General features: G+C 68.3%; 23 protein-coding genes and 1 tRNA gene. 2 read left to right on the forward strand and 22 right to left on the reverse strand.

From position 1 onward, the window contains the following. Positions 1-31: 31 nt before the first annotated feature. Positions 32-1,708, reverse strand: a complete 1,677-nt coding sequence (locus tag FFS56_RS11240; protein ID WP_046747115.1) for a DUF885 domain-containing protein — start codon at positions 1,706-1,708, stop codon at positions 32-34. 41 nt (positions 1,709-1,749) lie between these two features. Next, on the reverse strand, positions 1,750-4,383 hold the full coding sequence (polA, locus tag FFS56_RS11245) for a DNA polymerase I (protein ID WP_171010944.1): 2,634 nt from the start codon (positions 4,381-4,383) through the stop codon (positions 1,750-1,752). Between the two features lie 45 nt (positions 4,384-4,428). Between polA and FFS56_RS11250 the strand changes: the two genes are divergently transcribed. After that, a complete protein-coding gene (locus FFS56_RS11250) occupies positions 4,429-4,857 on the forward strand; it encodes a hotdog fold thioesterase (protein ID WP_127012183.1) in 429 nt (142 codons plus the stop codon). Here the strand turns inward: FFS56_RS11250 and FFS56_RS11255 are convergent. Continuing rightward, positions 4,832-5,407, reverse strand: a complete 576-nt coding sequence (locus FFS56_RS11255) for a GNAT family N-acetyltransferase (RefSeq protein ID WP_046747118.1) — start codon at positions 5,405-5,407, stop codon at positions 4,832-4,834. The two genes, FFS56_RS11250 and FFS56_RS11255, sit on opposite strands and share 26 nt — an antisense overlap. Before the next feature lie 2 nt (positions 5,408-5,409). Continuing rightward, positions 5,410-6,030: a response regulator gene (locus FFS56_RS11260; RefSeq protein WP_017830602.1), complete on the reverse strand. Its 621-nt coding sequence runs from the start codon at positions 6,028-6,030 to the stop codon at positions 5,410-5,412. 101 nt (positions 6,031-6,131) lie between these two features. On the opposite strand from FFS56_RS11260, the gene FFS56_RS11265 reads away from it, so the two are divergent. Next, a tRNA-Leu gene (locus tag FFS56_RS11265) sits at positions 6,132-6,214 on the forward strand. A 51-nt stretch (positions 6,215-6,265) separates the two neighbouring features. On the opposite strand, the gene FFS56_RS11270 is transcribed toward FFS56_RS11265, so the two are convergent. The 18 genes from FFS56_RS11270 to FFS56_RS11355 form a co-directional block, all read right to left on the reverse strand. Then, positions 6,266-6,922 carry an alpha/beta hydrolase gene (locus FFS56_RS11270; RefSeq protein WP_231589651.1) on the reverse strand — a complete coding sequence of 219 codons (657 nt, stop codon included), beginning with the start codon at positions 6,920-6,922 and terminating at the stop codon, positions 6,266-6,268. Between the two features lie 109 nt (positions 6,923-7,031). Then, entirely contained in the window at positions 7,032-8,480 is a 1,449-nt protein-coding gene (gene pyk / locus FFS56_RS11275; RefSeq protein ID WP_046747119.1) for a pyruvate kinase, read from the reverse strand. A gap of 58 nt (positions 8,481-8,538) precedes the next feature. Next, the gene (locus tag FFS56_RS11280; RefSeq protein ID WP_046747120.1) at positions 8,539-10,005 is read right to left on the reverse strand and encodes a glutamate synthase subunit beta; all 1,467 of its coding nucleotides are present in this window, start codon (positions 10,003-10,005) and stop codon (positions 8,539-8,541) included. Continuing rightward, positions 9,998-14,521, reverse strand: a complete 4,524-nt coding sequence (gene gltB, locus FFS56_RS11285; RefSeq protein ID WP_127012969.1) for a glutamate synthase large subunit — start codon at positions 14,519-14,521, stop codon at positions 9,998-10,000. Before gltB ends, FFS56_RS11280 begins: the two co-directional genes overlap by 8 nt. Positions 14,522-14,664: 143 nt before the next feature. Beyond that, entirely contained in the window at positions 14,665-15,690 is a 1,026-nt protein-coding gene (gene lgt, locus FFS56_RS11290; protein WP_046747122.1) for a prolipoprotein diacylglyceryl transferase, read from the reverse strand. 10 nt (positions 15,691-15,700) lie between these two features. Then, positions 15,701-16,504: a tryptophan synthase subunit alpha gene (gene trpA, locus FFS56_RS11295; protein ID WP_046747123.1), complete on the reverse strand. Its 804-nt coding sequence runs from the start codon at positions 16,502-16,504 to the stop codon at positions 15,701-15,703. Next, positions 16,501-17,769, reverse strand: a complete 1,269-nt coding sequence (trpB, locus tag FFS56_RS11300) for a tryptophan synthase subunit beta (RefSeq protein ID WP_046747124.1) — start codon at positions 17,767-17,769, stop codon at positions 16,501-16,503. The genes trpA and trpB overlap by 4 nt, the downstream gene beginning before the upstream one ends. Next, complete coding sequence (trpC, locus tag FFS56_RS11305; protein WP_171010952.1) at positions 17,769-18,539, reverse strand: indole-3-glycerol phosphate synthase TrpC; 771 nt, start codon at positions 18,537-18,539, stop codon at positions 17,769-17,771. Before trpC ends, trpB begins: the two co-directional genes overlap by 1 nt. A 2-nt stretch (positions 18,540-18,541) precedes the next feature. After that, positions 18,542-18,772: an HGxxPAAW family protein gene (locus FFS56_RS11310; protein WP_046747126.1), complete on the reverse strand. Its 231-nt coding sequence runs from the start codon at positions 18,770-18,772 to the stop codon at positions 18,542-18,544. Between the two features lie 47 nt (positions 18,773-18,819). Continuing rightward, the gene (locus FFS56_RS11315; RefSeq protein WP_127012182.1) at positions 18,820-19,407 is read right to left on the reverse strand and encodes a Trp biosynthesis-associated membrane protein; all 588 of its coding nucleotides are present in this window, start codon (positions 19,405-19,407) and stop codon (positions 18,820-18,822) included. Next, positions 19,404-19,784 carry a phosphoribosyl-AMP cyclohydrolase gene (hisI, locus tag FFS56_RS11320; RefSeq protein ID WP_127012181.1) on the reverse strand — a complete coding sequence of 127 codons (381 nt, stop codon included), beginning with the start codon at positions 19,782-19,784 and terminating at the stop codon, positions 19,404-19,406. Before hisI ends, FFS56_RS11315 begins: the two co-directional genes overlap by 4 nt. Continuing rightward, complete coding sequence (gene hisF, locus FFS56_RS11325; protein WP_046747129.1) at positions 19,781-20,542, reverse strand: imidazole glycerol phosphate synthase subunit HisF; 762 nt, start codon at positions 20,540-20,542, stop codon at positions 19,781-19,783. Before hisF ends, hisI begins: the two co-directional genes overlap by 4 nt. After that, positions 20,542-21,384: an ATP phosphoribosyltransferase gene (gene hisG / locus FFS56_RS11330; protein WP_046747130.1), complete on the reverse strand. Its 843-nt coding sequence runs from the start codon at positions 21,382-21,384 to the stop codon at positions 20,542-20,544. Before hisG ends, hisF begins: the two co-directional genes overlap by 1 nt. A 38-nt stretch (positions 21,385-21,422) precedes the next feature. Then, positions 21,423-21,686 carry a phosphoribosyl-ATP diphosphatase gene (locus FFS56_RS11335; protein WP_045265324.1) on the reverse strand — a complete coding sequence of 88 codons (264 nt, stop codon included), beginning with the start codon at positions 21,684-21,686 and terminating at the stop codon, positions 21,423-21,425. Then, positions 21,683-22,363 carry a ribulose-phosphate 3-epimerase gene (gene rpe / locus FFS56_RS11340; protein ID WP_046747131.1) on the reverse strand — a complete coding sequence of 227 codons (681 nt, stop codon included), beginning with the start codon at positions 22,361-22,363 and terminating at the stop codon, positions 21,683-21,685. Before rpe ends, FFS56_RS11335 begins: the two co-directional genes overlap by 4 nt. A 4-nt stretch (positions 22,364-22,367) precedes the next feature. After that, entirely contained in the window at positions 22,368-23,867 is a 1,500-nt protein-coding gene (locus tag FFS56_RS11345) for a transcription antitermination factor NusB (RefSeq protein WP_231589652.1), read from the reverse strand. Beyond that, positions 23,864-24,784 (reverse strand): methionyl-tRNA formyltransferase, encoded by a 921-nt coding sequence (gene fmt / locus FFS56_RS11350; protein WP_127012180.1) that lies wholly within the window; start codon positions 24,782-24,784, stop codon positions 23,864-23,866. The genes FFS56_RS11345 and fmt overlap by 4 nt, the downstream gene beginning before the upstream one ends. An 18-nt stretch (positions 24,785-24,802) precedes the next feature. Further along, the gene (locus FFS56_RS11355) at positions 24,803-26,761 is read right to left on the reverse strand and encodes a primosomal protein N' (protein WP_127012179.1); all 1,959 of its coding nucleotides are present in this window, start codon (positions 26,759-26,761) and stop codon (positions 24,803-24,805) included. Between the last annotated feature and the right edge of the window lie 15 nt (positions 26,762-26,776).

Below are 26,776 nucleotides of genomic sequence, written 5' to 3' on the forward strand. Positions count from 1 at the left end.
ATGAACACGTGACCGTCCGGCCGCATTCCCGTCAGCGCGGGAGCAGAGCGGTGCGCAACGTGTCGAGCCCGACGCCGCCCATATCGAGCGCCCGCTTGTGGAAGTCCTTGAACGAGAAGGCATCACCTTCCGCCGCGCGAACACCATCGCGGACCTGCTCCCAGATGCGCTGGCCCACCTTGTACGACGGCGCCTGTCCCGGCCAACCCAGGTAGCGGTTCACCTCGAACTGCACGAACTGGTCCGACATGTTCACGTTCGCGCGCATGAAGTCCAGCGCGTACTCCGCGTCCCACACACCTGTGCCGTCGAGACGGGGCTTGCCGAGGTGCACGCCGATGTCGAGCACGACACGGGCCGCCCGCATGCGCTGACCGTCGAGCATGCCGAGTCGATCGGCGGGGTCGTCGAGGTAGCCGAGCTGCTCCATGAGGCGCTCGGCGTAGAGCGCCCAGCCTTCTGCATGGCCGGACGTGCCTGCGAGCAGACGGCGCCAGGAGTTGAGCTCTGCCCGGTTGTAGACGGCCTGCGCGATCTGCAGGTGATGTCCGGGGACGCCCTCGTGGAACACCGTGGTGAGCTCGCGCCAGGTGTCGAACTCGGTGACGCCTTCGGGGACCGACCACCACATGCGACCGGGACGCGAGAAATCGTCCGTGGGCCCCGTGTAGTAGATGCCGCCCTCCTGGGTGGGAGCGATCATGCACTCGAGTGTGCGGATCGCCTCGGGAATGTCGAAGTGCGAGGCGCCCAGTTCAGCGACGGCCCTGTCGCTCGTCTCCTGCATCCACTTCTGCAATGCGTCGGTGCCGACGAGCTTGCGTGCGGGATCGGCCTCGAGATGGGCGACGGCCTCCTCGACCGACGCACCAGGGAGGATCTCGTTCGCGATGGCGGTCTGCTCCGCCACCATGCGGGCGAGCTCTTCACGACCCCATTCGTACGTCTCGTCGAGGTCGATCGTCGCGCCGAGGAAACGGCGGGAGTTGAGGGCGTACAGCTCGCGGCCGACGGCGTCGACCTCGCCCGCGACGGGGGCGAGCTCCTCGGCGAGGAAGCGGCGGAGTTCGTCGTAGGCGACGCGTGCAGCTGCCGAGTTGTCCGCGAGCGTGCGTGCGAGGGAGGCCGGGAGCTGGCCCTCCTCCGGGTCGGCCTCGGCGACGAAGGCGGCGAAGAACCCGTCGTCGGCCGTGTAGCGGTCGATCTGTGTCGCGACCTCGACCACCTGACGACGCGCCGGCGTCACTCCCTCAGCGATCCCGGTGCGGAGCGTCTCGACGTATCCGCGGAGCGCATCCGGAACCGCGGCGAGACGGGTCGCGATCACGTCCCAGTCCTCCACGGTCGCAGTGGGCATCAGGTCGAAGGCGGCGCGCACGTCCTGCGCCGCCGAGGCGATGACGTTGAGGTCACGAAGGTGCCACTTGGCATCGTGGAGTTCGAGATCGAGGCGGAGCTCGGCGCTGAGATCGGTCTTCGTCACCTCGTCGATCGCGTCGACGGGCTCGAGTGCCGAGAGACGGTCGAGTGTCGCGCGGGTGGCTGCAGCGATCTCTTCGTGCCCCTGCGGGCTCAGGTCGCCGAAGCGGTCGTTCACCTCGTCGCGGCCGATGTACGTCCCGAGTGTGGGAGCCAGTACCGCGATCGTGTCGACCCATTCATCGGCGACGGCGTCGATGGCAGAGGGGGTGCGAGGAGCTGAAGTCATACCTTTCAGCCTAATCCCCGGCCCCCTCCCACCGCCGGAGGTCAGTGCGCGGCTTCGTTCCAATCGCGACCCCGACCGACCTGCACATCGAGCGGCACGGACAGCTCGGCAGCATCGCCCATCCGCGCGCGGACGATCCGCTCCGTGGCGTCCCACTCCCCCGGCGCGACCTCGACCACGAGTTCATCGTGGATCTGCAACAGCACCCGCGAGGAGAGGTTCTCGGACCGGAGGTCGTCGTGGATGTGCAGCAGCGCGATCTTCATGATGTCGGCGGCACTGCCCTGGATCGGAGCGTTGAGGGCGGCCCGTTCGGCGTTCTCGCGGAGCACGCGGTTCGGACTCGCGAGGTCGGGGAACGGCCGACGGCGGCCGAAGATGGTCTCGGTGTAGCCAACCTCCTTCGCCTTCATCACGGATGCACGCAGGTAGTCGCGCACGGCGCCGAACCGCGCGAAGTACTCGATCATGAGCTGCTTGGCTTCGGACTGCTCGATGCGCAGCTGCTTGGAGAGGCCGAACGCGGAGAGCCCATAGACCAGACCGTAGGACATCGCCTTGACCTTGGTGCGCATCGCCGCCGTGACATCGCTCGGCTCGACACCGAACACGCGCGCTCCGACGAAACGGTGCAGGTCTTCCCCGCTGTTGAAGGCCTCGATCAGCCCCTCGTCGCCGGAGAGGTGCGCCATGATGCGCATCTCGATCTGGGAGTAGTCAGCGGTGAGCAGAGCCTCATACCCTTGGCCCACCTCGAAAGCACTGCGGATGCGGCGTGACTCCTCGGTGCGCACCGGGATGTTCTGCAGGTTCGGGTCGGTGCTCGAGAGCCGTCCGGTCTGGCTTCCCGTCTGCGCGTACGTGGTGTGCACACGGTGGTCGTCTCCGATCGCCGAATCGAGCGACTCGATGATCTGGCGCAGCTTCGTGGCCTCACGGTGCTGCAGCAGCAGGCTCAGGAACGGATGCGGGTTGCTCTCCTGCAGATCGGCGAGCACCGCAGCGTCGGTCGAGTAGCCGGTCTTGGTCTTGCGGGTCTTCGGCAGCTGCAGGTCTTCGAACAGCACCTCCTGCAGCTGCTTGGGCGAGCCGAGGTTGAACTCGCGGCCGACGACGGAGAACGCCTCCTGTGCGAGGCCCTCCGCTCGGGCCGCGAGCTCACCCGAGAAGGTCGACAGCACGTCGTGCGACACGGCGACACCCGCGACCTCCATGTCGGCGAGGGTAAGCAGCGTGGGCAGCTCGATGTCGTCGAGGACCTTCGCGACCGACTCCGGGATGTCCTCGCGGAGAGCATCGGCAACTCGCAGAGCGAACCACGCCTCCTGAGACGGCGTCGCACCCTCGGTCTCGGGGACGAGCTGGGAAGGATCGGCCTCGGGGAGCTTCTCCCCCAGGTAGCGCTCGACGAGGTCGGAGAGGGTCTTGTCGGGGAAGCTCGGTCGCAGCAGCCAGCCGGCCAGACTCGTGTCGTATGCGAGCCCGCGAAGGCGGATGCCCTGGCGGATCAGCGCCTTCACCTGCGGCTTCGCGTCGTGGAGCACCTTCGGTGCGTCGGACTCCAACCATCCGCGCAGAGCGCCCGCGGCCTCATCCGACCAATCGGCTTCACGTACTTCGGTCAGCGTGGCAACACCGATGCGTACGGGGACACCGCCCTGGGTCGTGACGCGGAGCGCGACATCGCCTTCCTGCGCCGCAGCCCAACTCGCGAGGTCGGCCGCAGGCACCTCGACGGGCACCGGGAGCACCACGACGGAGGCAGGGTCGTCAGCGACGTCGCCGGCACCGACGGCCTCGAACACCCGCGGCAGCAGGGTGCGGAACTCGAGACGAGCGAAGATGTCGCGCACGGCCTGCGCATCGATCGGTGCGACGGCGAGGTCAGCCGGGCCCACCGGAAGCTCGACGTCGGTGAGCAGACGGTTGAGCTTGCGGTTGCGACGGACGTCTTCGATGTGGTCGCGGAGGTTGCCTCCGACGACGCCCTTGATCTCGTCGGCGCGGGCGATCAGTTCATCGAGCGAGCCGAACTGCGTGAGCCATTTGACCGCCGTCTTCTCGCCGACCTTCGGCACGCCGGGCAGATTGTCGCTGGTCTCGCCCACGAGCGCGGCGATATCCGGGTACTGCTCGGGTCGCACCCCGTAGCGCTCCTGAACGGTCGCCGGGTCGTAGCGCTTGAGTTGGGAGACCCCCTGCACCGACGGATACAGCAGCGTGACGTCTTCGTTGACGAGCTGGATGGTGTCGCGGTCTCCCGAGACGACGAGCACTTCGAAGCCCTGTTCGGCACCTTGGGACGCGAGGGTGGCGAGGATGTCGTCCGCCTCGATCCCCTCCTTCGTCAGGACCGGGATGGACATGGCGGCGAGGCAGTCCTGCAGCAGCGGGATCTGCCCCTTGAACTCCTGCGGCGACTCGGACCGTGTGGCCTTGTACTCGGGGTACTCATCGGTGCGGAAGGAGTGCCGCGAGGTGTCGAAGGCGATCGCGAGATGCGTCGGCTTCTCCGCCTTGATGAGGTTGACCAGCATCGACAGGAACCCGTAGATGCCGTTCGTGTGCTGCTTGTCCTTGGTCGTGAAGTTGTCGACCGGGAGCGCGAAGAAGGCGCGGTAGGCGAGCGAGTGGCCGTCGACGACCATGAGGGTAGGCTTTGCGGAGTCCGTCACCCTGTCAGCCTAACGAGGACGACGGACACCCGCTGAGGAGGATGCATGGGCGATGTCGCGATGAGCGAGGGACTCGACTGGGCGACGGCCCGGGGAATGGGCGCCCTCGCCGAGAAGATGGGCATGGAGTTCGTCGAGTTCAGCGTCGAGCGCTGCGTCGCGACGATGCCGGTCAAGGGCAACACCCAGCCCGTCGGACTCATGCACGGCGGGGCCTACGTCGTGCTCGGAGAGTCACTCGGCTCGATGGCTGCCAATCTGCACGCCGGTGCCGGAAGGCTCGCTGTCGGGGTGGACATCAATGCGACGCACACGCGATCGGCGACCTCGGGCCTGGTCACCGGAGTCTGCACGCCCGTGCACCTGGGACGGAGCATCACGGTGCACGAGATCGTGGTGACTGACGATCAGGGTCGTCGTTGCTCGACCATCCGCATCACCAACATGATCAAGGACCTTCCCGCCGGGCGCTGAGCGGTTCCTCCAGCAGGCGCTGGAACAGCAGATGATCCTGCCACTCCCCCGCGATCAGGAGGTACTTCGGTGCCATCCCGATACGCTCGAATCCGTTTCCGAGCAGCACCCGCTGCGAGCCGAGGTTGTGCAGCAACGTGGCCGCCTGGAGTCGGTGCAGCCGCAGCTCGGTGCGGGAGTGCTCGATCACCCTCGCGACCGCGCGGCTCGCGAGCCCACGGTGCACGCGCGTCGCATCCACCCAGTAACCGAGGTCTGCGCTCCAGAACGCCCCGCGGACGATGTTGTTGAGGTTCATCCGTCCGCGGATCTCACCATCGTCGGACTCGATCACGAAGCGGATGCCGCGTCCGGCCGATGCGTCGTCCACACAGTGCTGTGCATGCGCCTCCTGCGAGGCGACGGTGAAGAACGCCTCCGAGCGCGTCGGCTCCCACGGCGCGAGATGCTCGCGGTTCGCCAGATAGGCACGCGAAAGGGCGGCCCCGTCGCCCAGGCGCACCGGCCTGAGGATGTGCTCGGAATCGAGCCGGAAGGATCCGGCGCTCACCGCTACTTCTTGGGAGCGAGCTGCTCGATGATCGCCTTCGCGACGTCCTGCATCGTGAGACGACGGTCCATGGAGGCCTTCTGGATCCAGCGGAAGGCCTCGGGCTCGCTCAGCCCCATCTTCTCGTTGAGCAGACCCTTGGCCCGGTCGACGAGCTTGCGGGTCTCGAAGCGCTCGACCATGTCGGCGACCTCTGCCTCGAGCGTGATGATCTGCTCGTGGCGGGCCAGCGCGATCTCGATCGCCGGAAGGAGGTCGTTCGGCGTGAACGGCTTCACGACGTAGGCGAGGGCACCGGCCTCGCTGGCACGCTCGACGAGCTCCTTCTGGCTGAACGCCGTCAGGAGCACGACCGGGGCGATGTTCCCCTTGTGCAGCTTCTCGGCCGCGCTGATGCCGTCGAGCTGAGGCATCTTGACATCCATGATGACCAGGTCGGGGCGGAGCTCAGTGGCCAGAGCGACCGCGGTCTCCCCGTCACCGGCCTCGCCGACCACATCGAAGCCGTTGTCGCGGAGGATCTCGACGATGTCGAGACGGATCAGCGACTCATCTTCGGCGACGACGACGCGTCGGGGTGCGGATGACGTGGGCTGCTCAGCCTGCTCTTCTTGCTCTGTCACACACCCATCCTAGTGGAGTGCCCCTGTCTGCAGGCCTCAGGCGCTCGGCGCGGACGGTCGTGCCTCCTGCTCTGCGCTAAAGTCGTAGACGCGACACACGAGCCGGCGTGGCGGAATGGCAGACGCGGAGCACTCAAAATGCTTTGTCCGAAAGGGCGTGTGGGTTCGAGTCCCACCGCCGGCACCCAACATCGATCGAACGAACGCGGGAATTCCGGCGCGGGCGACTGACCGGCTATTCCGCGAGCATCGCGAGCTCCGCCAGAACGCGTGGATGCGCGAGGATCCGGAAGTGCCCGCCCGTATCGAGGCGCACGTTCTTGGCGCCGGCCAGTTCGCTGCCTTCGGGGATGTGAGGGTCGAACGCCGCGTACACAGAGACGATCCGCTCGTTCACCGTCACCTGCTGCGCCAGATCCACGATCGACGGGTCGCCCGGTGAGAACGCACGGAGCGTTCTGGAGAGCATCAACCGCGCATAGCGCGACCCGCCGAACGGTGCGGCGATCGCGAGCATCGACCGCACGCGCGTGCCCGCCGGACCGGTCATCACGGTCTTCCCCGCGAGGCCGCCCTTGCTGTGCGCGACGAGGATCACGTCTTCGAGCCCGCGCTCCTCGAGGAACGCCGCCACGACCGCAGCCATCTCGGCCACAGGACGCTCATTCCGGTGGAGCGCGTCAACGATGTGCACCGGATGACCACGTTCATGCATCGCGACGACGAGCGGCTGCAGGAACCGCCAGGTCTCGTAGACGCCGGGGAGGACGACGATGTGTGCAGCATCCCCGGAGACGAAAGACGACGGATCGGTGCGGTCGAATGCCGCACGGACCTGCCAGTACCCCGCGTACGCGTAATCGGCTATCCACCATCGCGCGTTCCTCAGCACGCCGATGACGGCCTCCTTCGACGGCGATGCGTATCCATGCCTGAAAGCTACCCGAAGCGGACGACAGAGGGGGCAGGACCGAAGTCCCACCCCCTCTGGATGACGTACGTCAGACGCCGGCCTTGTAGATCGGCGCGGCACCGTGGATCGCATCGCCGACCTTGTGCACGCGAAGGTCGTTCGTGGATCCGACGATTCCGGGAGGGGAACCGGAGATCACGACGACCTTGTCCCCTTCTTCTGCCAGACCGTTGCCGAGCAGGTACTCATCGACCTGGTGGTACATCAGGTCGGTGTGCTGGACCATGTCGACCAGCGTCGAGCGGATACCCCACGTCAGCGCCATGCGGCGACGGATGCCGGGCTCCGGGGTGAAGGCGATCATCGGGATGCGCGAGCGCAGACGCGACAGACGGCGGGCGGAGTCACCGGACTGCGTGAAGACGCAGAGGAACTTCGCGTCGACGAACTCGGCGACCTCGAGCGCGGCGAGGGTGATCGCACCACCCTGCGTGCGGGGCTTGGTCGTGAGCGGCGCGATGCGCTCCAGGCCGTGCTCCTCAGTCGACTCGATGATGCGCGCCATGGTCTCGACCACGACGACCGGGTAGTCTCCCACGCTGGTCTCGCCCGAGAGCATCACAGCGTCGGCGCCGTCGAGCACGGCATTCGCGACGTCAGACGTCTCGGCGCGAGTCGGCACAGGGCTGTTGATCATCGACTCGAGCATCTGCGTCGCGACGATGACCGGCTTCGCCATGCGGCGGGCGATCTCGACGGCGCGCTTCTGCACGATCGGGACTGCCTCGAGCGGCAGCTCGACACCCAGGTCGCCGCGGGCCACCATGATCGAGTCGAACGCGTCGATGATCTCCTCGAGCGCGTCGACCGCCTGCGGCTTCTCGACCTTGGCGATGACGGGGACGCGGACGCCCTCCTCCGCCATGATCTCGTGGACGCGGATGACATCCGCGGCGTTGCGCACGAAGGACAGCGCGATCAGGTCGGCGCCGATGCGCAGACCCCAACGGAGGTCCTCCTCGTCCTTCTCGCTCAGCGCGGGCACGTTCACGGCGACGCCGGGCAGGTTGATGCCCTTGTTGTTCGAGACCGCCCCGGCGACGATGACCTTGGTGGTGACCGTCACACCGTCGGTCTCGACGACCTCGACGCGGACCTTGCCGTCGTCGATGAGGAGGAAGTCACCGGGCTTGACGTCCTGCGGGAGTCCCTTGAACGTCGTTCCGGAGATCTCCTTGTTGCCGATGATGTCCTCGGTGGTGATCTTGAAGATGTCGCCCTTGGCGAGTTCGTAGGGTCCGCCTTCGAACTTGCCGAGACGGATCTTCGGACCCTGCAGGTCGACGAGGATCGCGACGGGGCGACCAGCGTCCTCAGCGGCACGGCGCACGTTGGCGTAGTTGTTCTCGTGCACGGAGTAGTCACCGTGGCTGAGGTTCAGTCGGGCGACGTCCACGCCCGCATCGATCAGTGCGCGCACCGTCTCATAGGTGGAGGTGGCGGGGCCCAGGGTGGCGACGATTTTCGCGCGTCTCAAAGATTGCTCCAGGGTAGAAGTGGGGGATGGTGAATCAGGCGACGGTGCCGGCCTCAGCCTACGCGGGCTGGAGTCCGATCGCGACATCGCTCGGACGCACCGGCTCCGGGAGCACGGTGGTGCCCATCAGGAACCGGTCGACGTTGGCCGCTGCGGCACGCCCCTCGGCGATGGCCCACACGATGAGCGACTGTCCACGACCGGCGTCGCCGGCGACGAACACGCCCGGCACCGTCGACTCGTAGGAGGAGTCGCGTCGGAACGCACCCCGATCGGTCACCTGGGGAAGCGTCTCCTCGGTGTAGCCGTCCTGTTCCGGTCCGGTGAAGCCCATGGCGATCAGGATGAGATCGGCCGGGATCTCCCGCTCGGTGCCGCTCTTGGGCACACGCCGACCGTCGACGAACTCCGTCTCCGCCACGCGCAGTGCACGGACCTCGCCGACGTCGTTGCCGAGGAACTCGACGGTGGAGGCGAGGAACACGCGCTCTCCGCCCTCTTCGTGAGCGGAGGAGACCTCGAACAGGGTCGGCATCATCGGCCACGGCTGGTGGTCGGGACGGGTGTCGCCCGGCTGCTTGCCGATCGCGAGGTTGGTGACGCTGAGGGCACCCTGCCGGTGCGCGGTTCCGATGCAGTCCGCCCCCGTGTCGCCACCGCCGATCACGATGACGTGCTTGCCCTCGGCGCTGATCTGATCCGTGACCTTGTCGCCCGCCACCGCATGGTTCGACTCGACGAGGTACTCCATGGCGAAATGGACGCCGTCGAGGTCGCGGCCGGGGATCGCGAGGTCACGCGGAACCGTGGAGCCTGTGGCGATCACCACCGCGTCGTACCGGGCGCGCAGGTCCGGCCAGGAGATGTCCTTGCCGATCTCGACGCCGGCGCGGAAGCGGGTGCCCTCCTCCTGCATCTGACGAAGGCGGGACTCGAGCTGCGTCTTCTCCATCTTGAAGTCGGGGATGCCGTAGCGCAGCAGTCCGCCGATGCGGTCGTCACGCTCGAAGACCGCGACGGTGTGCCCGGCACGGGTGAGCTGCTGGGCAGCGGCGAGCCCCGCAGGACCGGAACCGACCACCGCGACCGTCTTGCCTGTGAGCCGCTCCGGCGGCTCCGGCTCGACCCAGCCCTTCGAGAAGGCCTCGTCGATGATCGAGACCTCGATCTGCTTGATGGTCACAGCCGGCTGGTTGATACCGAGCACGCACGAGCTCTCGCACGGCGCAGGGCAGAGCCGCCCCGTGAACTCCGGGAAGTTGTTCGTCGCGTGCAGGCGCTCGATCGCCGCGCGACCCTCGCCTCGCCACGTCAAGTCGTTCCACTCCGGGATCAGGTTGCCGAGCGGGCACCCCTGATGGCAGAACGGCACGCCGCAGTCCATGCAACGCCCTGCCTGACGGCGCAGGACCTGCTTGTCGCCGGGCTCATAGACCTCTTTCCAGTCCATGATGCGCACGGGAACGGGGCGACGCGCGGGAAGCTCCCGCTCGGTCACCTTCAGAAAGCCTTTGGGGTCAGCCACCGGTCACCTCCAGGATGCGGTTCCACACGATGTCGCCGTCGGGGTCGATCCCCTCGGCCAGCGCCTCCTCGCGCATGCTCCGCACGGCGGCGAAGTCACGAGGGAGCACCTTCACGAACTCTGCGGCTGCCGCCTCGAAGTTCTCGAGAAGACCCGCGGCCCGCGGCGACGCGGTGCGCTCGACGTGCGCGACCAGCAGGCTCCGCAGCACTTCGAGATCCGCGCGGTCGAGCGACTCGAGGAGCAGCTCGCCGCTCCCGAGCGACTGCGCGTTCACCTTGCTGGTGTCGAGGGCGTGCACGTAGGCCACTCCCCCGGACATCCCCGCGCCGAAGTTCCGCCCGGTCGAGCCGAGGATCACCGCGAGCCCACCGGTCATGTACTCCAGAGCGTGGTCGCCCACGCCCTCGACCACGGCGGTCGCACCCGAGTTGCGGACGAGGAAACGCTCGCCGACGACGCCCGAGATGAACATCGTCCCCGAGGTCGCGCCGTAGCCGATCACGTTGCCGGCGATCACGTTCTCGTGCGGCGCGATCTTGGAGCCTCGCGGCGGACGGATCGTGATGTCGCCGCCCGAGAGCCCCTTGCCGACGTAGTCGTTGGCATCGCCCTCGAGCCGCAGGACGATACCCGGCGGCAGGAACGCCCCGAGCGACTGACCGGCGGTGCCGTGCAGAGTCACATCGATGGTGCCCTGCGGCAGACCGGCTGCTCCGTGCCGTGACGTCACCTGATGACCGAGCATCGTCCCCACCGCACGTTCGGTGTTGGCGATGGGCAGCTCGACCACGACGGGCTCGCCGTTGAGCAGAGCGCCCTTCGCGATGTCGATCAGCTTCACGTCGAAGTGCTTCTCGAGCTCGTGGTCCTGGGTGCGTGCGCTGCGACGCGGTTCGCCTGCCGGGAACACCGGGCCTTCCAGCACCGGAGTGAGGTCGAGCCCCTCGGCCTTCCAGTGCTCGACCGCGGCGTTGACCTCGATGAGGTCGGCACGGCCGACGATCTCGTCGATCGAGCGGTAGCCGAGTTCGGCGAGGAGCTCACGCACCTCTTCGGCGATGAACTCCATGAAGTTCACGACGAACTCGGGCTTGCCCGTGAACCGCTCGCGCAGAACCGGATTCTGCGTGGCGACACCGACGGGGCATGTGTCCAGGTGGCAGACGCGCATCATGATGCAGCCGCTGACGACGAGCGGAGCGGTGGCGAAGCCGAACTCCTCCGCGCCCAGCAGCGCACCGATGATGACGTCGCGGCCGGTCTTGAGCTGGCCGTCGACCTGCACCACGACGCGATCCCGCATGCCGTTGAGCATGAGCGTCTGCTGCGTCTCCGCGAGGCCGAGCTCCCACGGTGTGCCCGCGTGCTTCAGCGAGTTCAACGGGCTCGCACCTGTTCCGCCGTCGTGACCCGAGACCAGGATCACGTCGCTCAGCGCCTTCGCGACACCGGCCGACACCGCGCCGATGCCCGACTGGCTCACCAGCTTGGTGTGGATGCGGGCCTCGGGGTTCGCCCTCTTCAGGTCGAAGATCAGCTGCTTCAGGTCTTCGATCGAGTAGATGTCGTGATGCGGCGGCGGGGAGATCAGTCCCACACCGGCCGTGGCGTGACGGGTACGCGCGACCCAGGGGTACACCTTGGTCGGCGGCAGCTGGCCTCCCTCGCCGGGCTTGGCACCCTGGGCGAGCTTGATCTGGATGTCGTCCGCCTCGGTGAGGTACAGGCTCGTCACCCCGAACCGCCCCGACGCGACCTGCTTGATCGAGCTGCGACGCTCGGGGTCGACCAGGCGGTCCGGGTCCTCGCCGCCCTCGCCGGTGTTCGACTTCGCGCCGATGCTGTTCATCGCGACGGCGAGCGTCTCGTGCGCCTCCTTGGAGATGGAGCCGTAGCTCATCGCCCCCGTGGAGAAGCGCTTGACGATGGCGGAGACGGGCTCCACCTCGTCCAGCGGCACGGGCTTGCGAGTGCCGGTGCGCAGCGTGAACAGTCCGCGCAGGGTCTTCAGCTCGGCGGCCTGCTCATCGACGAGCTTCGTGTACTCGCGGAAGATGTCGTAACGTCGTGTCCGCGTCGAGTGCTGCAGCTTGAACACCGTCTCCGGATTGAAAAGGTGCGGAGAGCCGTCGCGGCGCCACTGGTACTCGCCGCCCGTCCAGAGCCTCTCGTGCGCACGTGCTGCCGCATCCTCCGGATAGGCGTAGTCGTGGCGCGCCTGGTTCTCGGCGAAGATCTCCTCGATGCCGATGCCGCCGAGCTTCGACTCGGTACGCGTGAAGTACGCGTCGATGAACTCCTGGCTGAGGCCGACCGCCTCGAACACCTGAGCACCGGCATAGGACGACACGGTGGAGATGCCCATCTTCGACATGATCTTCAACACGCCCTTGCCGAGCGCGTAGATCAGGTTCTTGACGGCCTTCTCGGTCGTGATGCCCGTGATGTAGCCGGTGCGCACGAGGTGCTCTACCGTCTCCATCGCGAGGTACGGGTTGACGGCGGAGGCACCGTAGCCGATCAGGGTCGCGACATGATGCACTTCGCGGACGTCTCCGGCTTCGACGATGAGACCGACCTTCATGCGGTTCTCGCGCCGGATGAGGTGGTGGTGGATCGCCGAGACCATGAGCAGTGACGGGATCGGTGTCAGATCCTTGTTCGAGTCACGGTCCGACAGGATGATGAACTCGGCACCGTTCTCGATGGCCTCGTCCACCTCGGCGCACATCTCGGTGAGCCGGTCGGCGAGCGTCTGAGGGCCGGCGTCGAAGTGGTAGAGGCCGCGGATCGTCGCGCTCGATCGACCGGGCATGGCCTTGTCGATGTGGCGGATCTTCGCGAGCTCGTCGTTGTCGATCACCGGGAAGTCCAGAGACACCGTACGCGTGTGCTCCGGCCCCCAGGTGAGCAGGTTGCTCTCCGGCCCGAGGCCCAGCTTGAGGCTCGTGACGACCTCTTCGCGGATCGAGTCGAGCGGCGGGTTGGTCACCTGGGCGAACTGCTGGGTGAAGTAGTCGAACAGCAACCGCGGACGCTTGCTGAGCACGGCGATCGGCGTGTCAGAGCCCATCGCGCCGAGTGGCTCGACACCGGTCTGACCCATCGGCGTGAGGAGGATGCGGACCTCTTCCTCGGTGTAGCCGAAGGTCCGCTGACGACGGGTGATCGACGCCGGCGGGTGCACGATGTGCTCACGCTCGGGAAGCTCGGCAAGACGCACGGCGCCGGCGTCGAGCCACTCCTGCCACGGGTGCATCGTGGCGAGATCGTGCTTGAGCTCGCTGTCCTCGATGATCCGACGCTGCGACGTGTCGACCAGGAACATCTTGCCCGGCTGCAGGCGGCCGCGACGCTTGATGCGCTCCGGTTCGAACTGGAGAACGCCGGTCTCGGATCCGATGACGACCAGTCCGTCGGTCGTCTCCGTCCAGCGTCCAGGACGCAGTCCGTTGCGGTCGAGCGTCGCGCCGACGAGGGTCCCGTCCGTGAAGATGAGAGCGGCCGGTCCGTCCCACGGCTCCATCTGGTTGGAGTGGTACTCGTAGAACGAGCGCAGCTCCGGAGAGATGTCGGCCTGCTTCTCGTAGGCCTCCGGCACCATCATCATGATCGCGTGCGGCAGGCTGCGCCCGGTCAGCGTGAGCAGCTCGAGCACCTCGTCGAACGAGGCGGAGTCGCTGGCGCCGTCGGTGCAGATGGGAAGCAGCGGCGTGATGTCGCCGAGGAGCTCGGATTCCAGCTGCGATTGGCGGGCGCGCATCCAGTTGCGGTTGCCGCCGACGGTGTTGATCTCGCCGTTGTGGGCGAGCATGCGCAGCGGCTGCGCGAGCGGCCACGACGGGAAGGTGTTCGTGGAGTAGCGGGAGTGCACCACGGCGAGCTCCGAGGCGAAGCGCTCGTCCTGCAGGTCGGGATAGAACGGCTCGAGCTGCAGGGTGGTGACCATGCCCTTGTACCCGAGGGTGCGGGCGGAGAGCGAGACGAAGTAGGCACCGAGTTCGTGACCGGCGCGCTTGCGCAGACGGTAGGCGACGCGGTCGAGCGCGATCCCCGTGAGGGGTGCATCGGAGTGCGTCGCTCCGCCCGCGCTGACGAAGAGCTGCTCGAACGCGGGACGCGCCTCATCGGCGAGCTTGCCGAGGTTCTCGTTGGCCGTGGGCACCTCACGCCAGCCGAGGACGCGAAGCCCCTCGGAACGGGCGATCTTCTCGATGCCGGCCTTCTGCTGGCGGCGCTCGCTGGAATCGCGAGGCAGGAACGCCAGTCCTGCGGCGTACTCCCCCACCGGCGGCAGTTCGAACCCGACCACGGCGCGGAGGAACGCATCGGGCATCTGCGTCAGGATGCCGGCGCCGTCCCCGGTACCCGCATCCGAGCCGATGGCTCCGCGGTGCTCCAGGTTGCGCAGGGCCTCGAGGGCCAACGCGATGATGTCATGCCCGGCTTCGCCGCGCAGGGTCGCGACCATGGCGAGGCCGCAGGCGTCCTTCTCGAACGCCGGGTTGTACATGCCCTGCTTCGGGGGGTATGCGCCGGAGGCGCCGTAAGGGGGCTGGAAGTACACCAGTTACCGTCCTCAGATCTTCGAGTGAAACCCGGGGACGACGTCGGCCCGCTCGTTCAGTGCAATGGTTCTCCCGCTACGAGGCGGCGTTATCGAGAGCCGTCCTCGCTCGTGGGAGCAGTGCTTGTGGCGGTGGCTCCTGCGGTGACTTCTTCGGCCGGAGGCTCGCTCACGTCTACGAAGTCAGAGGTATTGTCCTGCGATTGTACAACAGCGTCCGGGTCGGTCCGTTCGCGACCGGGCTGGTACGGCGACGGCTCCAGTCCGGGGTGACGACGCGTCTGCACGATGAGGATCGCGACACCGATGAGCACGCCGATGATGGCCGCGAGGACGTTGCTGCGCAGGCCCAGGATGATCTCGCTCGGGTCGATGCGGATCGACTCCCAGAGGATGCGACCGGCGCTGTACCAGATCAGGTAGATCGCGAAGAGGCGACCCCACTGGAAGAAGAGCTTGCGACCGAGCCACAGCAGGACGATGACGCCGAGACCGTTCCAGATCACCTCGTACAGGAAGGTGGGGTGGAACAGCGTGCCCTCGGGAAGTCCAGGGGGGAAGGCCGAGTTGGTGGACGGGATCTCCAGACCCCAGGGCAGATCGGTGGGAAGCCCGAAGAGTTCGTTGTTGAACCAGTTACCGAAGCGACCCATGGCCTGTGCCAGCAGCAGACCGGGTGCCAGCGCGTCGGCGAACGTCCAGAAGCGGATGCCTGTCCAGCGGCACCCGAGGTACGCGCCGATGGCACCGCCGATGAGCGCGCCGAAGATCGCGATGCCGCCCTCCCAGATGGCCCAGACGGAGCCTGGCTGGAACGGGTTCCAGGTGTTGATACCCTCGCCGAAGTAGTCGTTCGGGTGGGTGAGCACGTGGAAGATGCGCGCGCCGATGATCGCCAGCGGCACTGCGAGGATCGAGATGTCGATCACGACCCACGGCTCCGCTCCACGCTTGGTGAGGCGGTGGTTGGTCAGGAACGTCGCGGCGATGATGCCGGCGATGATGCACAGCGCGTAGAAGTGGATCCGGATCGGCCCGAGGTCGAAATACGAGACCGTGGGGCTCGGGATGCTGGCGAGCACGTTCGTGAAGGTGCTGTGGAGCGCGAGTGACATGAGTGCGATTCTAGTTCTCGTGATCGGGGCGTGCCGACGAAGTGCCGGAGGCCAGGTTTCGGGTGACTTCTGCGAGGGCCGGTACTCCGCCATCACGCAGAGCGCGGACGAGCGCCGTGCCGACGATGGCGCCGTCGGCGTACTCGGAGACTCCGGCGATCTGCTCGGCGGTGGAGATGCCGATTCCGACGCAGGCGCGGTGAGCTCCGTGCGCCCGCAGGCGTCCGACGAGGGTACGGGCAGCGCGGTCGAGTTCGGCGCGCTCCCCCGTGATGCCCATCGTCGAGACCGTGTACACGAACCCCGTGGAGGACTTCACCACCAGGTCGAGTCGTTCATCGGAGGAGGTCGGCGCCGCCAGGAACACCCGGTCGAGGCCGGTCCGCTCGCTGGCTGCGATCCACTCCCCTGCCGCGTCCGGCGTGATGTCCGGCGTGATAAGCCCGGCACCGCCCGCGGCGAGCAGGTCATCCGCGTAGCGATCGATGCCGTACTGCAGAACAGGGTTCCAGTAGGTCATCACGAGCACGGGGACATCGGTGGCCGCCGTGATGGCGCGGATCGCCGTGAAGAGGTCGGCCATCCGGAAACCCGCAGCCAGAGCCTTGGTGGTCGCCTCCTGGATGATCGCGCCGTCCATCACCGGGTCGCTGTACGGCGGTCCCAGCTCGATGATGTCGACGCCGTTCTCGGCCAGGGCGATGGCTGCCTGGATGCTCGTCTCGAGATCGGGGAAGCCGACGGGCAGGTACCCGACGAAGGCGCTGCGGCCGGCGTCCTGCGCACGCTGGATGGCTTGTTCGACGCGGCTCACAGCTGCGGTTCCCCCTTCGCGATGCGTTCTTCCTCTTCGCTCTCCTGCTCGACGTCGTGGGCCAGAGCGGCCTCGTCGTAGAGCTGGAAGTAGCGGGCCGCGGTGTCCATGTCCTTGTCGCCGCGACCGGACAGGCAGACGGCGATCAAGCCGTCGGGACCGAGCTCGCGACCGATGCGCAGTGCCCCGGCGAGGGCGTGTGCCGATTCGATGGCGGGGATGATCCCCTCGGTCCGGCTGAGCAGACGCAACGCCTGCATCGCCTCGTCGTCGGTCGCCGGGATGTACTCGGCGCGACCGATGTCGGCGAGCCAGGAGTGCTCGGGGCCGACACCGGGGTAGTCGAGACCGGCCGAGATGGAGTGGGACTCGATCGTCTGGCCGTCGGCATCCTGGAGGACGTAGGTCTTCGCACCGTGGAGCACGCCAGGGCGGCCGCGCTCGATCGATGCCGCGTGCTTCTCGGTGTCGACGCCGTCGCCGGCGGCCTCCACCCCGTAGAGTCGGACACCCTCGTCGTCGAGGAACGCGTCGAACATGCCGATCGCGTTGGAGCCGCCGCCGACGCACGCCATGACCGCATCGGGAAGCCGTCCCACTTCGTCGAGCAGCTGCGCGCGGGCCTCTTCGCCGATGATCTTCTGGAAGTCGCGGACCATCGCCGGGAACGGGTGCGGACCCGCCGCCGTGCCGAAGATGTAGTTGGTGGTCTCCACCGAAGCGACCCAGTCACGATAGGCGTCGTTGATCGCGTCCTTGAGCGTGCGCGAGCCGGAGGTCACCGGGACCACCTCGGCGCCGAGGAGGCGCATGCGAGCCACGTTGAGCGCCTGCCGTTCGGTGTCGACCTCGCCCATGTAGATGGTGCAGTCCAGACCGAACAGCGCTGCCGCCGTCGCCGTCGCCACGCCGTGCTGTCCGGCACCGGTCTCCGCGATCACGCGGGTCTTGCCGAGGCGCTTGGTGAGCAGAGCCTGGCCGAGCACGTTGTTGATCTTGTGGGACCCGGTGTGGTTGAGGTCTTCGCGCTTGAGGAAGATGCGCGCACCGCCGGCATGTTCGGCGAATCTCGGGACCTCGGTGATCGCGGAGGGGCGCCCGGCATAGGAGCTGAGCAGATGCGCGAGCTCGTCGCGGAACGACGGGTCGACGATCGCGGCCTCGTAGGCCACCGTGAGCTCATCGATCGCCGCGATGAGCGACTCGGGCATGTACCGCCCGCCGAACTCGCCGAAGAAGGGGCCGTGCTGGTCGCGCAGGCTCATCATGCCTCCAGGAAACTCTTGAGGGTGGCGACGGGGTCGCCGGTCACGAGCGCCTCGCCGATCAGCACGACGTCGGCGCCCGCGGAACGGTAGTGCACGACGTCAGCGGGAGTGAGCACCGCCGACTCCGCGATCTTGACCGCCGTGTCGGGGATGCGCTCGACCAGGCGCCCGAACAGGTCACGATCGAGTTCGAGGGTCTTCAGGTCCCGCGCGTTGACGCCGATCAGGGGGGCGCCGAGGTCGACCGCGGCTTCGAGCTCGTCAGCGGAATGCGTCTCGACGAGCGGCGTCATGCCCAGCTCGCCGATGAAGCCGAAGAGATCGCGCAGCACGTCGGGCTCGAGGCCGGCGACGATGAGCAGGACGAGATCGGCGCCGGCTGCACGCGCCTCGAGCACCTGGTAGCGGGACGCGATGAAGTCCTTGCGCAGCACGGGGAGCGAGACCCGCGCCGTGACCGCCTCGAGGTCGGCGAGGCTGCCACCGAAACGACGCTCCTCCGTGAGCACGCTGATCGCGGACGCACCGCCCGTCTCATACAGCGATGCCTGAAGAGCCGGGTCGGGGATGTCGGCGAGTGCGCCTCTCGAGGGACTCGCACGCTTGACCTCGGCGATGATCTTCACGCGATCCGCAGGGGCGAGGAACGAGAGTGCGTCCTTCGCTGCGGGACGGGCGAGAGCGTCTCGCTCGAGGGCGGCCAGCGGTCGCGACAGGGCGCGACGCTCGGCGTCTGCGACAGCGCCGGCCGTCAGGTCGGCGAGCACCATTAGTGCGCCTTCGGAGCGTACTTCGGACCCTTCACGCCGTAACCGGCCTTTGCCAGCGCCCAGCCGACGATCGCGCCGATCGGGACGAGGGCCACCGAGGCGATGACGAGGACGGGCTGCTCGAAGCAGAACGCGACCGTGGCGGCGGCGAAGCCGACCAGCATGATGACCACAGCGGTCCAAGCGGCAGGCGAGTGTCCGTGGCCGGGATCGGCGATCGGGTTGGTCATGTTCTCCTCCGGGGGACGACGTGCGGTTCGGATTCAGTCTATCGGGGTCAGCGTGTCGGATCGGTTCCCCGGGACAGCTCGTCCCAGGAATCGACGGCATCGACGGGCCCGTCGTGCGGGACATCGACGCGGTCGGTGCGGTATCGGCGTCCACCGGCCTTCCACCCGCGCCACGTCGTGAGGACCACGACCGAGGCCGCCAGCAGGATCGCCCAGCCCACGAGCGCGATGTACGGCCAGGCCGAAGGCACGATGCTCGCGACCACCTCATGGATCGCCATACCTCCCGCCAATCCGGTCACCTCGGTCACGGTGGCCCCGACGGCGTCGAAGGGTTCGGAGAGCAGCAGCTGGAGAGTCGACCAACCGAGGAACACGGCTGTCGCCGCCGCGAGCACGCCGAACACGAGGCGCACCGGCTTGCCCGCGATCGACAGCGCGGCGCCGAGAGCGAGCACAGCCAGGCTGAGCGGGGCGAGAAGCACCAGGGCGGACGCCCCGGGGACCAGGATCGCCTCGCCCGCGTCGGCGCGCTCCACGGTCAGCCAGGTCTGAGTCGACGAGATGATGCCGATCGCCCCGGCGAGAAGGAAGCCGGAGACGGACAGCGCGCGACCGCGTTTCGCGAGGCTCATGACCGTTCCGTTCCGGTGACAGCCTCGAGGTCGTTCGTGTCGAAGCAGGTGCGCGTGCCGGTGTGGCAGGCGGGGCCGGTCTGGGCCACGAGGAGCAGGATCGCATCGCCGTCGCAGTCCAGACGCGCCTCGTGCACGACCTGGATGTGTCCGGACGTGTCGCCCTTGCGCCAGTACTCCCGGCGGGACCGGGACCAGTAGGTCGCCCGTCCGGAGGTCAGGGTGCGTCGCAGCGCCTCGGCGTCGACCCAGGCGAGCATCAGCACCTCGCGCGTGTCCCACTGCTGCACGATGACCGGCGCGAGCCCGTCGGCGTTGAAGGCGACCTGCGCGATGCGCTCGTCGACGGATGTCGTCTGTGCTTCCGCGTCGCTCATCGGACGAGAACCCCCTCCGCGCGAAGCGCGTCCTTGACGTCGCCGACCGTGAGCGCGCCGGTGTGGAACACGCTGGCCGCGAGCACGGCGTCGGCACCGGCTTTGATGGCGGGCGCGAAGTCCGATGCCTGTCCGGCACCGCCCGACGCGATGACGGGCACGGACGCCGCCTCCCGCATCAGGCGCACGAGCTCCAGGTCGAAGCCGTCTCTGGTGCCGTCCGCATCGATCGAGTTGACGAGAAGCTCGCCCGCTCCGCGCTCCGCCGCCTCCCGAGCCCAGTCGAGGGCGTCGAGAGTGGTCTGCGTGCGGCCGCCGTGCGTGGTGACGACGAAGCCCGAGTGAGTCGTGGGTGCGCGCTTCACGTCGAGCGAGAGCACGAGCACCTGCGCACCGAAGCGGTCGGCGATCTCGCCGATGAGCTCCGGGCGCGCGATGGCCGCCGAGTTCACGCCGACCTTGTCCGCGCCGACCGACAGCAGGCGCGCCACGTCGTCGACGCTGCGCACTCCCCCGCCGACGGTGAGCGGCACGAACACCTGCTCCGCCGTCCGCTGCACGACGTCATACGTCGTGGCGCGGGCGTCGACGGTCGCGGTGACATCGAGGAAGGTGATCTCGTCCGCACCTTGCGCCGCGTAGTGCCTGGCGAGCTCGACGGGGTCGCCCATGTCGCGCAGGTTCTCGAAGTTCACGCCCTTGACGACGCGCCCATCGGCGACGTCGAGACACGGGATGACACGGCTCGCGAGCGTCATCAGAGCCTCGCGTTGTGGATCGCGGTGACGAGGATGGCCCGTGCACCCAGCGCGTAGAGAGCGTCCATCACGGGGTTGACCCGGGAACGAGCCACCATGACGCGCACGGCCACCCACTCGGGGTCACGCAGCGGCGAGACCGTCGGCGACTCCACGCCCCCGGCGATCTTCACGGCGTCATCGAGGAGGGCGACCGGAAGGTCGTAATCGATCATGACGAAGCGTCGAGCGACCATCACACCGCGCAGGCGGCGAAGCAGCGTGTCCGCGCCCTCGGCGTCGACGGGTCCGGCGATGAGCACCGCCTCCGACTCCAGGATCACGGGGCCGAACACCTCGAGCCCGGCCTGACGCAGCGTCGTACCGGTCTCGACGACATCGGCGACGGCGTCGGCGACACCGAGGCGGACCGCGGACTCCACGGCGCCGTCGAGGGGCACCAGGTCGACGGCGATGTCACGCTCGTCGAGGAACGCGTCGACGAGGCCGGGGTACGACGTCGCGATGCGGAGCCCGTCGAGCTCGCTCACATCGGTGTAGCGTCCGGTCGGCGCGGCGAAGCGGAACGTCGAGCCGGCGAAGCCGAGAGCTTCGATCTCGCGCGCACCGGGCATGCGTGCATCGAGCAGCAGGTCACGACCGGTGATGCCGACGTCGATCGCGCCGGAGCCGACATAGGTGGCGATGTCCTTGGGACGGAGGAAGAAGAACTCGACGTCGTTGTCGGCGTCGATGACGTGCAGGGTCTTGGGGTCTCGTCGGCCGGCGTAGCCCGCCTCGGCGAGCATGTCGGCGGCGGTCTCGGAGAGCGAGCCCTTGTTGGGAACGGCGATGCGCAGCATGGATGGCTTTCAGTTCGAGGGGATCGGAACGGAGCGCATCACAGATGTCGATAGACGTCCTGCAGGCTGAGCCCCTTCGCGAGCATCATCACCTGGACGTGGTACAGCAGCTGGGAGATCTCCTCGGCGGCGGCCTCGTCGGACTCGTACTCCGACGCCATCCACACCTCGGCGGCCTCTTCCACGATCTTCTTGCCGATCGTGTGCACGCCGCCGTCGAGCTCGGCGACGGTGCCCGATCCGGCAGGGCGGGTCTCGGCCTTGACGCTGAGCTCGGCGAACAGCTCGTCGAAAGTCTTCACGCTTCCAGGCTAGCGGCTCGGGCGAGGTCTCTCAGCCGGGTGACGGCCGCCTCGATGTCGTCAGCCCCGTAGACGGCCGAGCCCGCGACGAATGTATCGGCGCCCGCGGAGGAGGCGATCTCGATCGTGCGGTCCGAGATGCCGCCGTCGACCTGGAGCCAGACACGGGAGCCGCGCCGACGGGCTTCTTCCGCGAGAGCGCGCAGCTTCGGCATCGTCTCCGGCATGAAGCTCTGCCCGCCGAAGCCGGGCTCCACGGTCATCACGAGGATCTGGTCGAACTCGTCGAGGACCTCGAAGAGCGATTCGACAGGTGTCGCCGGCTTCACCGCGACCCCGGCTCGAGAACCGATATCACGAAGACGACGGGCGAGGGCGACGGGCTCATCGGCGGCCTCGAGGTGGAAAGTCACGCTCGCGGCGCCGATCTCGGCATACTCGGGCGCCCACCGCTCGGGGTCCGTGATCATCAGGTGCACGTCGAGCGGGATCGGGCTGGTGGCCTGGATGCGCTCCACCATCTGCGGCCCGAACGTCAGGTTGGGCACGAAGTGGTTGTCCATCACGTCGACGTGCGCGAAGTCGGCGGTCGCGATCTTGGCGAGATCCGCCTGCATGTTCACGAAGTCGGCGGCGAGGATACTCGGGTTGATGCGCGGGGCGCGAGGGAGTTCCACAGTCCTAGTCTTCCTTCCCGGATGAGGTGTCGTCGATCGATGAGCGCTGCAGGAGCGCGAGGAACATCGCATCCGTCCCGTGACGATGCGGCCAGAGCTGTGCGCTGCCGGAACCGACCCTGCCGTCGTCCGCGAGATCGATCGGGGCCATGGCGACATCCGCGATGACGGCCCGCGCATCGAGCTCGCGCACATCTGCACGGTCGCGGAGCACCTCCTTCACCACGCCCGTGGTCTCCGCGAGATGAGGAGAGCACGTGACATACGCGACGATCCCGCCAGGGGCGAGGGCATCGAGCGCGGCAGAGAGCAGCTCGACCTGGAGCGGCACGAGCTCGGCGACGTCGGCCGGGGACTTCCGCCACCTCGCTTCAGGGCGCCGCCGCAGCGCCCCCAGACCCGTGCAGGGGGCATCGACGAGGATGCGGTCGAACTCCCCCGGCCGGGATGCGCCCAGAGTCCGCCCGTCCTGCTCGTGCACCTCGATCTCACCGGGGACGGCCCGCAATGCCTTGCGCACCAATCGGGCCCTCACCGGGACGACCTCGTTCGCCTCCAGAGTGACGTCATGCTCACGGGCGACAGCAGCGAGGAGCGCCGTCTTGCCACCTGGCCCCGCGCACAGGTCGAGCCAGCGCTCACCGGCGGTGATGGGCGCGGCGCCGGCCAAGGCCAGTGCCACGAGCTGGGATCCCTCGTCCTGCACGCGCACGGTCCCACTGGACGCCTCGACGGCATGCCGGGGGTCGCCGCCGGCCGAGGCGAAGGCCGTGGGCGCGTACGGCAGACGAGGCTCCCCCGGCTCGGCGAGCCCGGGGAGCGCGACGAGCGTGACATCGGGTGAGGCGTTGTCGGCCTCGAGAAGCGCCTCCAGCTCCTCGCCACGCCCCTCGGCGATCAGAGCACGACGCAGAGCGCGGATCACCCACACCGGGTGCGCGGAACGCAGGGCGAGTCGTTCGTCGTCGGAGCGTGCGCTGCTCTCGATGCGTTCCTGCCACTCGTCGCCTGATTCCCGGGCGATGCGACGGAGCACGGCGTTCGCGAAGCTCGATGCTCCACGCCCTGACTCCGTCGCGACCAGGTTCACCGACTCGTTCACCGCGGCGTGCGAAGCCACCCGCGTCGCCAGCAGCTGATGCACGGCGAGGCGCAGAGCGTCGAGGACGGCGGGATCGATGCTGTCGGGAGAACGATCCGCCGCCGCGGCGATGATCGCGTCGTAGGTGCCGAGCCGGCGCAGCGTGCCGTACGTCAGCTCGGTCGCGAGAGCAGCGTCCTGGGGGCTGAGTTGCGCTTCGGCGATCGCGGAGGGCAGCACGAGGTTCGCATAGGCATCGGTCTCGGAGACCGCACGCAGCACGCCGTACGCGACTCGTCTCGCGGGCTGCACGGTGCGGGCGGGACCGCGCTGCCCCCCGCGATGCGCGTCTCCCGATCGCTGCGCGCCACGCGGACCGGCGTTCTTCGGTTCCGTCCTACGGTTCCGTCGTTCTTCGCTCATGAACCGGCCACCAGTTCGTCGCCTCCACGCAGACCGCGCCACCAGTCGACAGCGTTCATCGCGCCCTTGCCTGCCGGCTGGACCCTGGTCACCGCGAGTGCACCGGTACCGGTGCCGATGTGGAGAGCCGTCTTGGTGCCGCGGAGCCGCCCCGGCGCGAGGGGATCGGCATCCGGGGCCGGCGTGGCTTCGAGCACCTTGAGGGGTTGACCTGCGACCGTGGTGTGCGCACCCGGTTCCGGGGTCACACCGCGGAAATGAGCGAACACGGTGTCGAGCGGCCGACTCCAATCGAGCAATCCGTCCGCGAGCGTGAGCTTGGCCGCGAAGGTGGGCTCTCCCTGCTGCGGTATCGACGACGCCGTACCCTCGGCGATCGCGGAGACCACCTCGGCGAGGAGCTGCGCGCCGTCGGCGGCGAGGAGCTCGAGTGCCTCCCCTGCGGTGGTCGTAGGGGGAATATCGACCTCACGTATGGCGAAGACATCGCCGGCATCGAGTTCCGCGACCAGCTGGAAGACGCTCGCGCCGAGCACCTGATCCCCGGCGATCAGCGCGCGCTGGACAGGAGCGGCTCCGCGCCAGGCCGGCAGCAGCGAGAAGTGCAGGTTGATCCACCCCGCACGGGGCGCGGACAGCAGAGGCTCGCGCACGAGCCCGCCGTACGCCACGATCACCCCGAGATCCGCCTCGAGCGCGGAGATCTCCACTGTCGCTGCGTCGTCCAGGCGCGCCGTCTTGATCACGGGAAGACCCAGTCCGACCGCCGATTGCGCCACCGGAGACGGGGTCAGGGTGCGACGACGCCCCAGAGGGGCGTCGGGACGTGTGACGACCGCAGCGATGTCGTGGGACTCCGCGAGTCGCTGGAGGCTGGGGACGGCGGCGGCCGGTGTGCCGGCGAAGACGAGGCGCATGAATGTTCTCCGGAAGGGTCAGAGCTCTGGTTCGAGGATATCGAGGCGGACGGAGAGGGTGCTCTTGGTGGCGCGCCCCTTTCGGCGACGACCGCTCACGGCTTCGGCGACGACCGCCGCGCGCAGGGCCGTCGCCACCCGCGCTCCGGCACCGTAGTCGAAGCGCACGAGCGCACGCACCCGTGGGGGCACGTCGTCGGTCTCGACCGGGACGGGCCCGAGCACCGCGTCCGAGGGCAGGGCGAGATCGCTGAGTGCGGCGAGGGCATCGGCGACGGCGGGGACCGATCCCTGCACGAGCGCCACGCGCGTCGTCGGAGGCATGTGCAGAGGTGCTCTGCTCTCCAGCTCCGATCGGGCATGGCCGGCCTGGTTCCAGGTGGCCAGCGCCTTCGCGGCCGCCCCGTTGATGCCCACGAGATGCACGGGCGCGCCGGGAGCCGCCAGCGCGGCCGCGTTCGACCACCACCGCAGACAGGACTCGGCGACCCGCAGGTCGGGGGCCTGGAGCATCCTCGGCCCGTCGAGCAGCACGACGGCACGGTATCCCCCATCGGCGATCGGCTCGGCACCACGGGTCGCGACGACGAGTGCGGGCTTCGCCGGAACCCGCTCCACCGGATGAGCGCCGTCCGCGACGATGACCCGCACACCGGGGAACGCGCGCCCCAGCTCGTCGGCCGTGCGCTCGCTGCCGGACGAAGCCAGGCGAAGCTTCGTCGACGAGCAGGCAGGACACGTCCAGGCACTCGCACCGCGTCCGCACCATCCGCACACCGGCACGGCACCGCGATGCTTCGCACCGAGTGGACCGCCGCAGTGGGCGCACCGGGCGGGCGCTCGACAGTCCGCGCACACCAGTGAGGGAGAGAATCCGGGGCGCGAGACCTGCACGAGCACCGGGCCCTCCGCCGCCGCGGTGCGTGCGGCGAGGAACGCGGACGACGGCATCCGCTGAGCCGTCGGCTGCTCCATCTCCTGGGGCGTGCTGAGGACGACTCGCGGCAGCACTCGACGTGCTGCTCTGACGTCCTGCAGCCAGCCGAGGACGACCAGCCGTTCGACATCCGTCGTGCGCGTGTGGCCGGCGAAGAGCAGCGCCGACCCCTCCAGCTCTTGACGCAGCAGTGCCGCGTCCCGTGCATTCACATACGGGGCCAGCGGTTCCCCGAGAAGCGGGTCGCCGTCGTCCCAGATCGCGACCAGGCCTGCGACGACGGGTGAGTACACGGCCGAGCGGTTGCCCACCACGATGCACGGGGCGTCTTCGAGCGTGCGGAGGAAGCCACGATAACGGTCGGGGTTCGTCTGCCGGGAGTCGTGACGGACCACTGCGGCGGCGGGGACGAGCGCCTCCAGAGCCGCGAGGAGTCGATCGAGATCGCGACTGTCCGGGACGACGATGATCGATGATCGCCCCGCGGCGAGCATCCGCGCTGCCGATGCCGCAAGCAGACGGGCCCAGCCCTGCACGCCGTCGACGAGCTGGGGAATCGCCTCGACCGCGGCGCGACCACCGGAGTCGAGAACGGCGCCGAGCCCCTCGTACAGATCGACCGTGCTCTCCGCCACGGCCAGAGCATCGGCGTCGGGGACCTCGGCAGGCGTATCGGCCGTCCACGCCGTCTCGACGCGTACCTGACGTTTGGGGATCACCAGGCGCAACACGTCGGAGGCCGAGCCCGCTGCCCGGTCGGCGACGCGACGAGCGAGGGCGTGCAGACGCGTGGGAAGCACGGGCACCGGAGACACGACGCTCTCGACCTCCGAGAGCGCCCGGTCGGCATCGTCCTCCGCGTCGATGTCGACGACGTAGCCGTCGATCACGCGTCCGGCGGTGCGCAGGGGCACGCGAACGCGAACTCCCAGGGGCACATCCCCCAGCTCAGGGGGAAGGGCGTAGTCGAAGAGCCGATCGAGTTGCGGAAGAGGGGAATCGAGGAGCACGCGCGCGATGCGCCGGCTCTCCGCAGGCATCAGGACCGCGGTCCC

Origin of the sequence: Microbacterium sp. Beta, assembly GCF_005502545.1 — a bacterium.
GTDB classification, from domain to species: Bacteria; Actinomycetota; Actinomycetes; order Actinomycetales; family Microbacteriaceae; genus Microbacterium; species Microbacterium oxydans.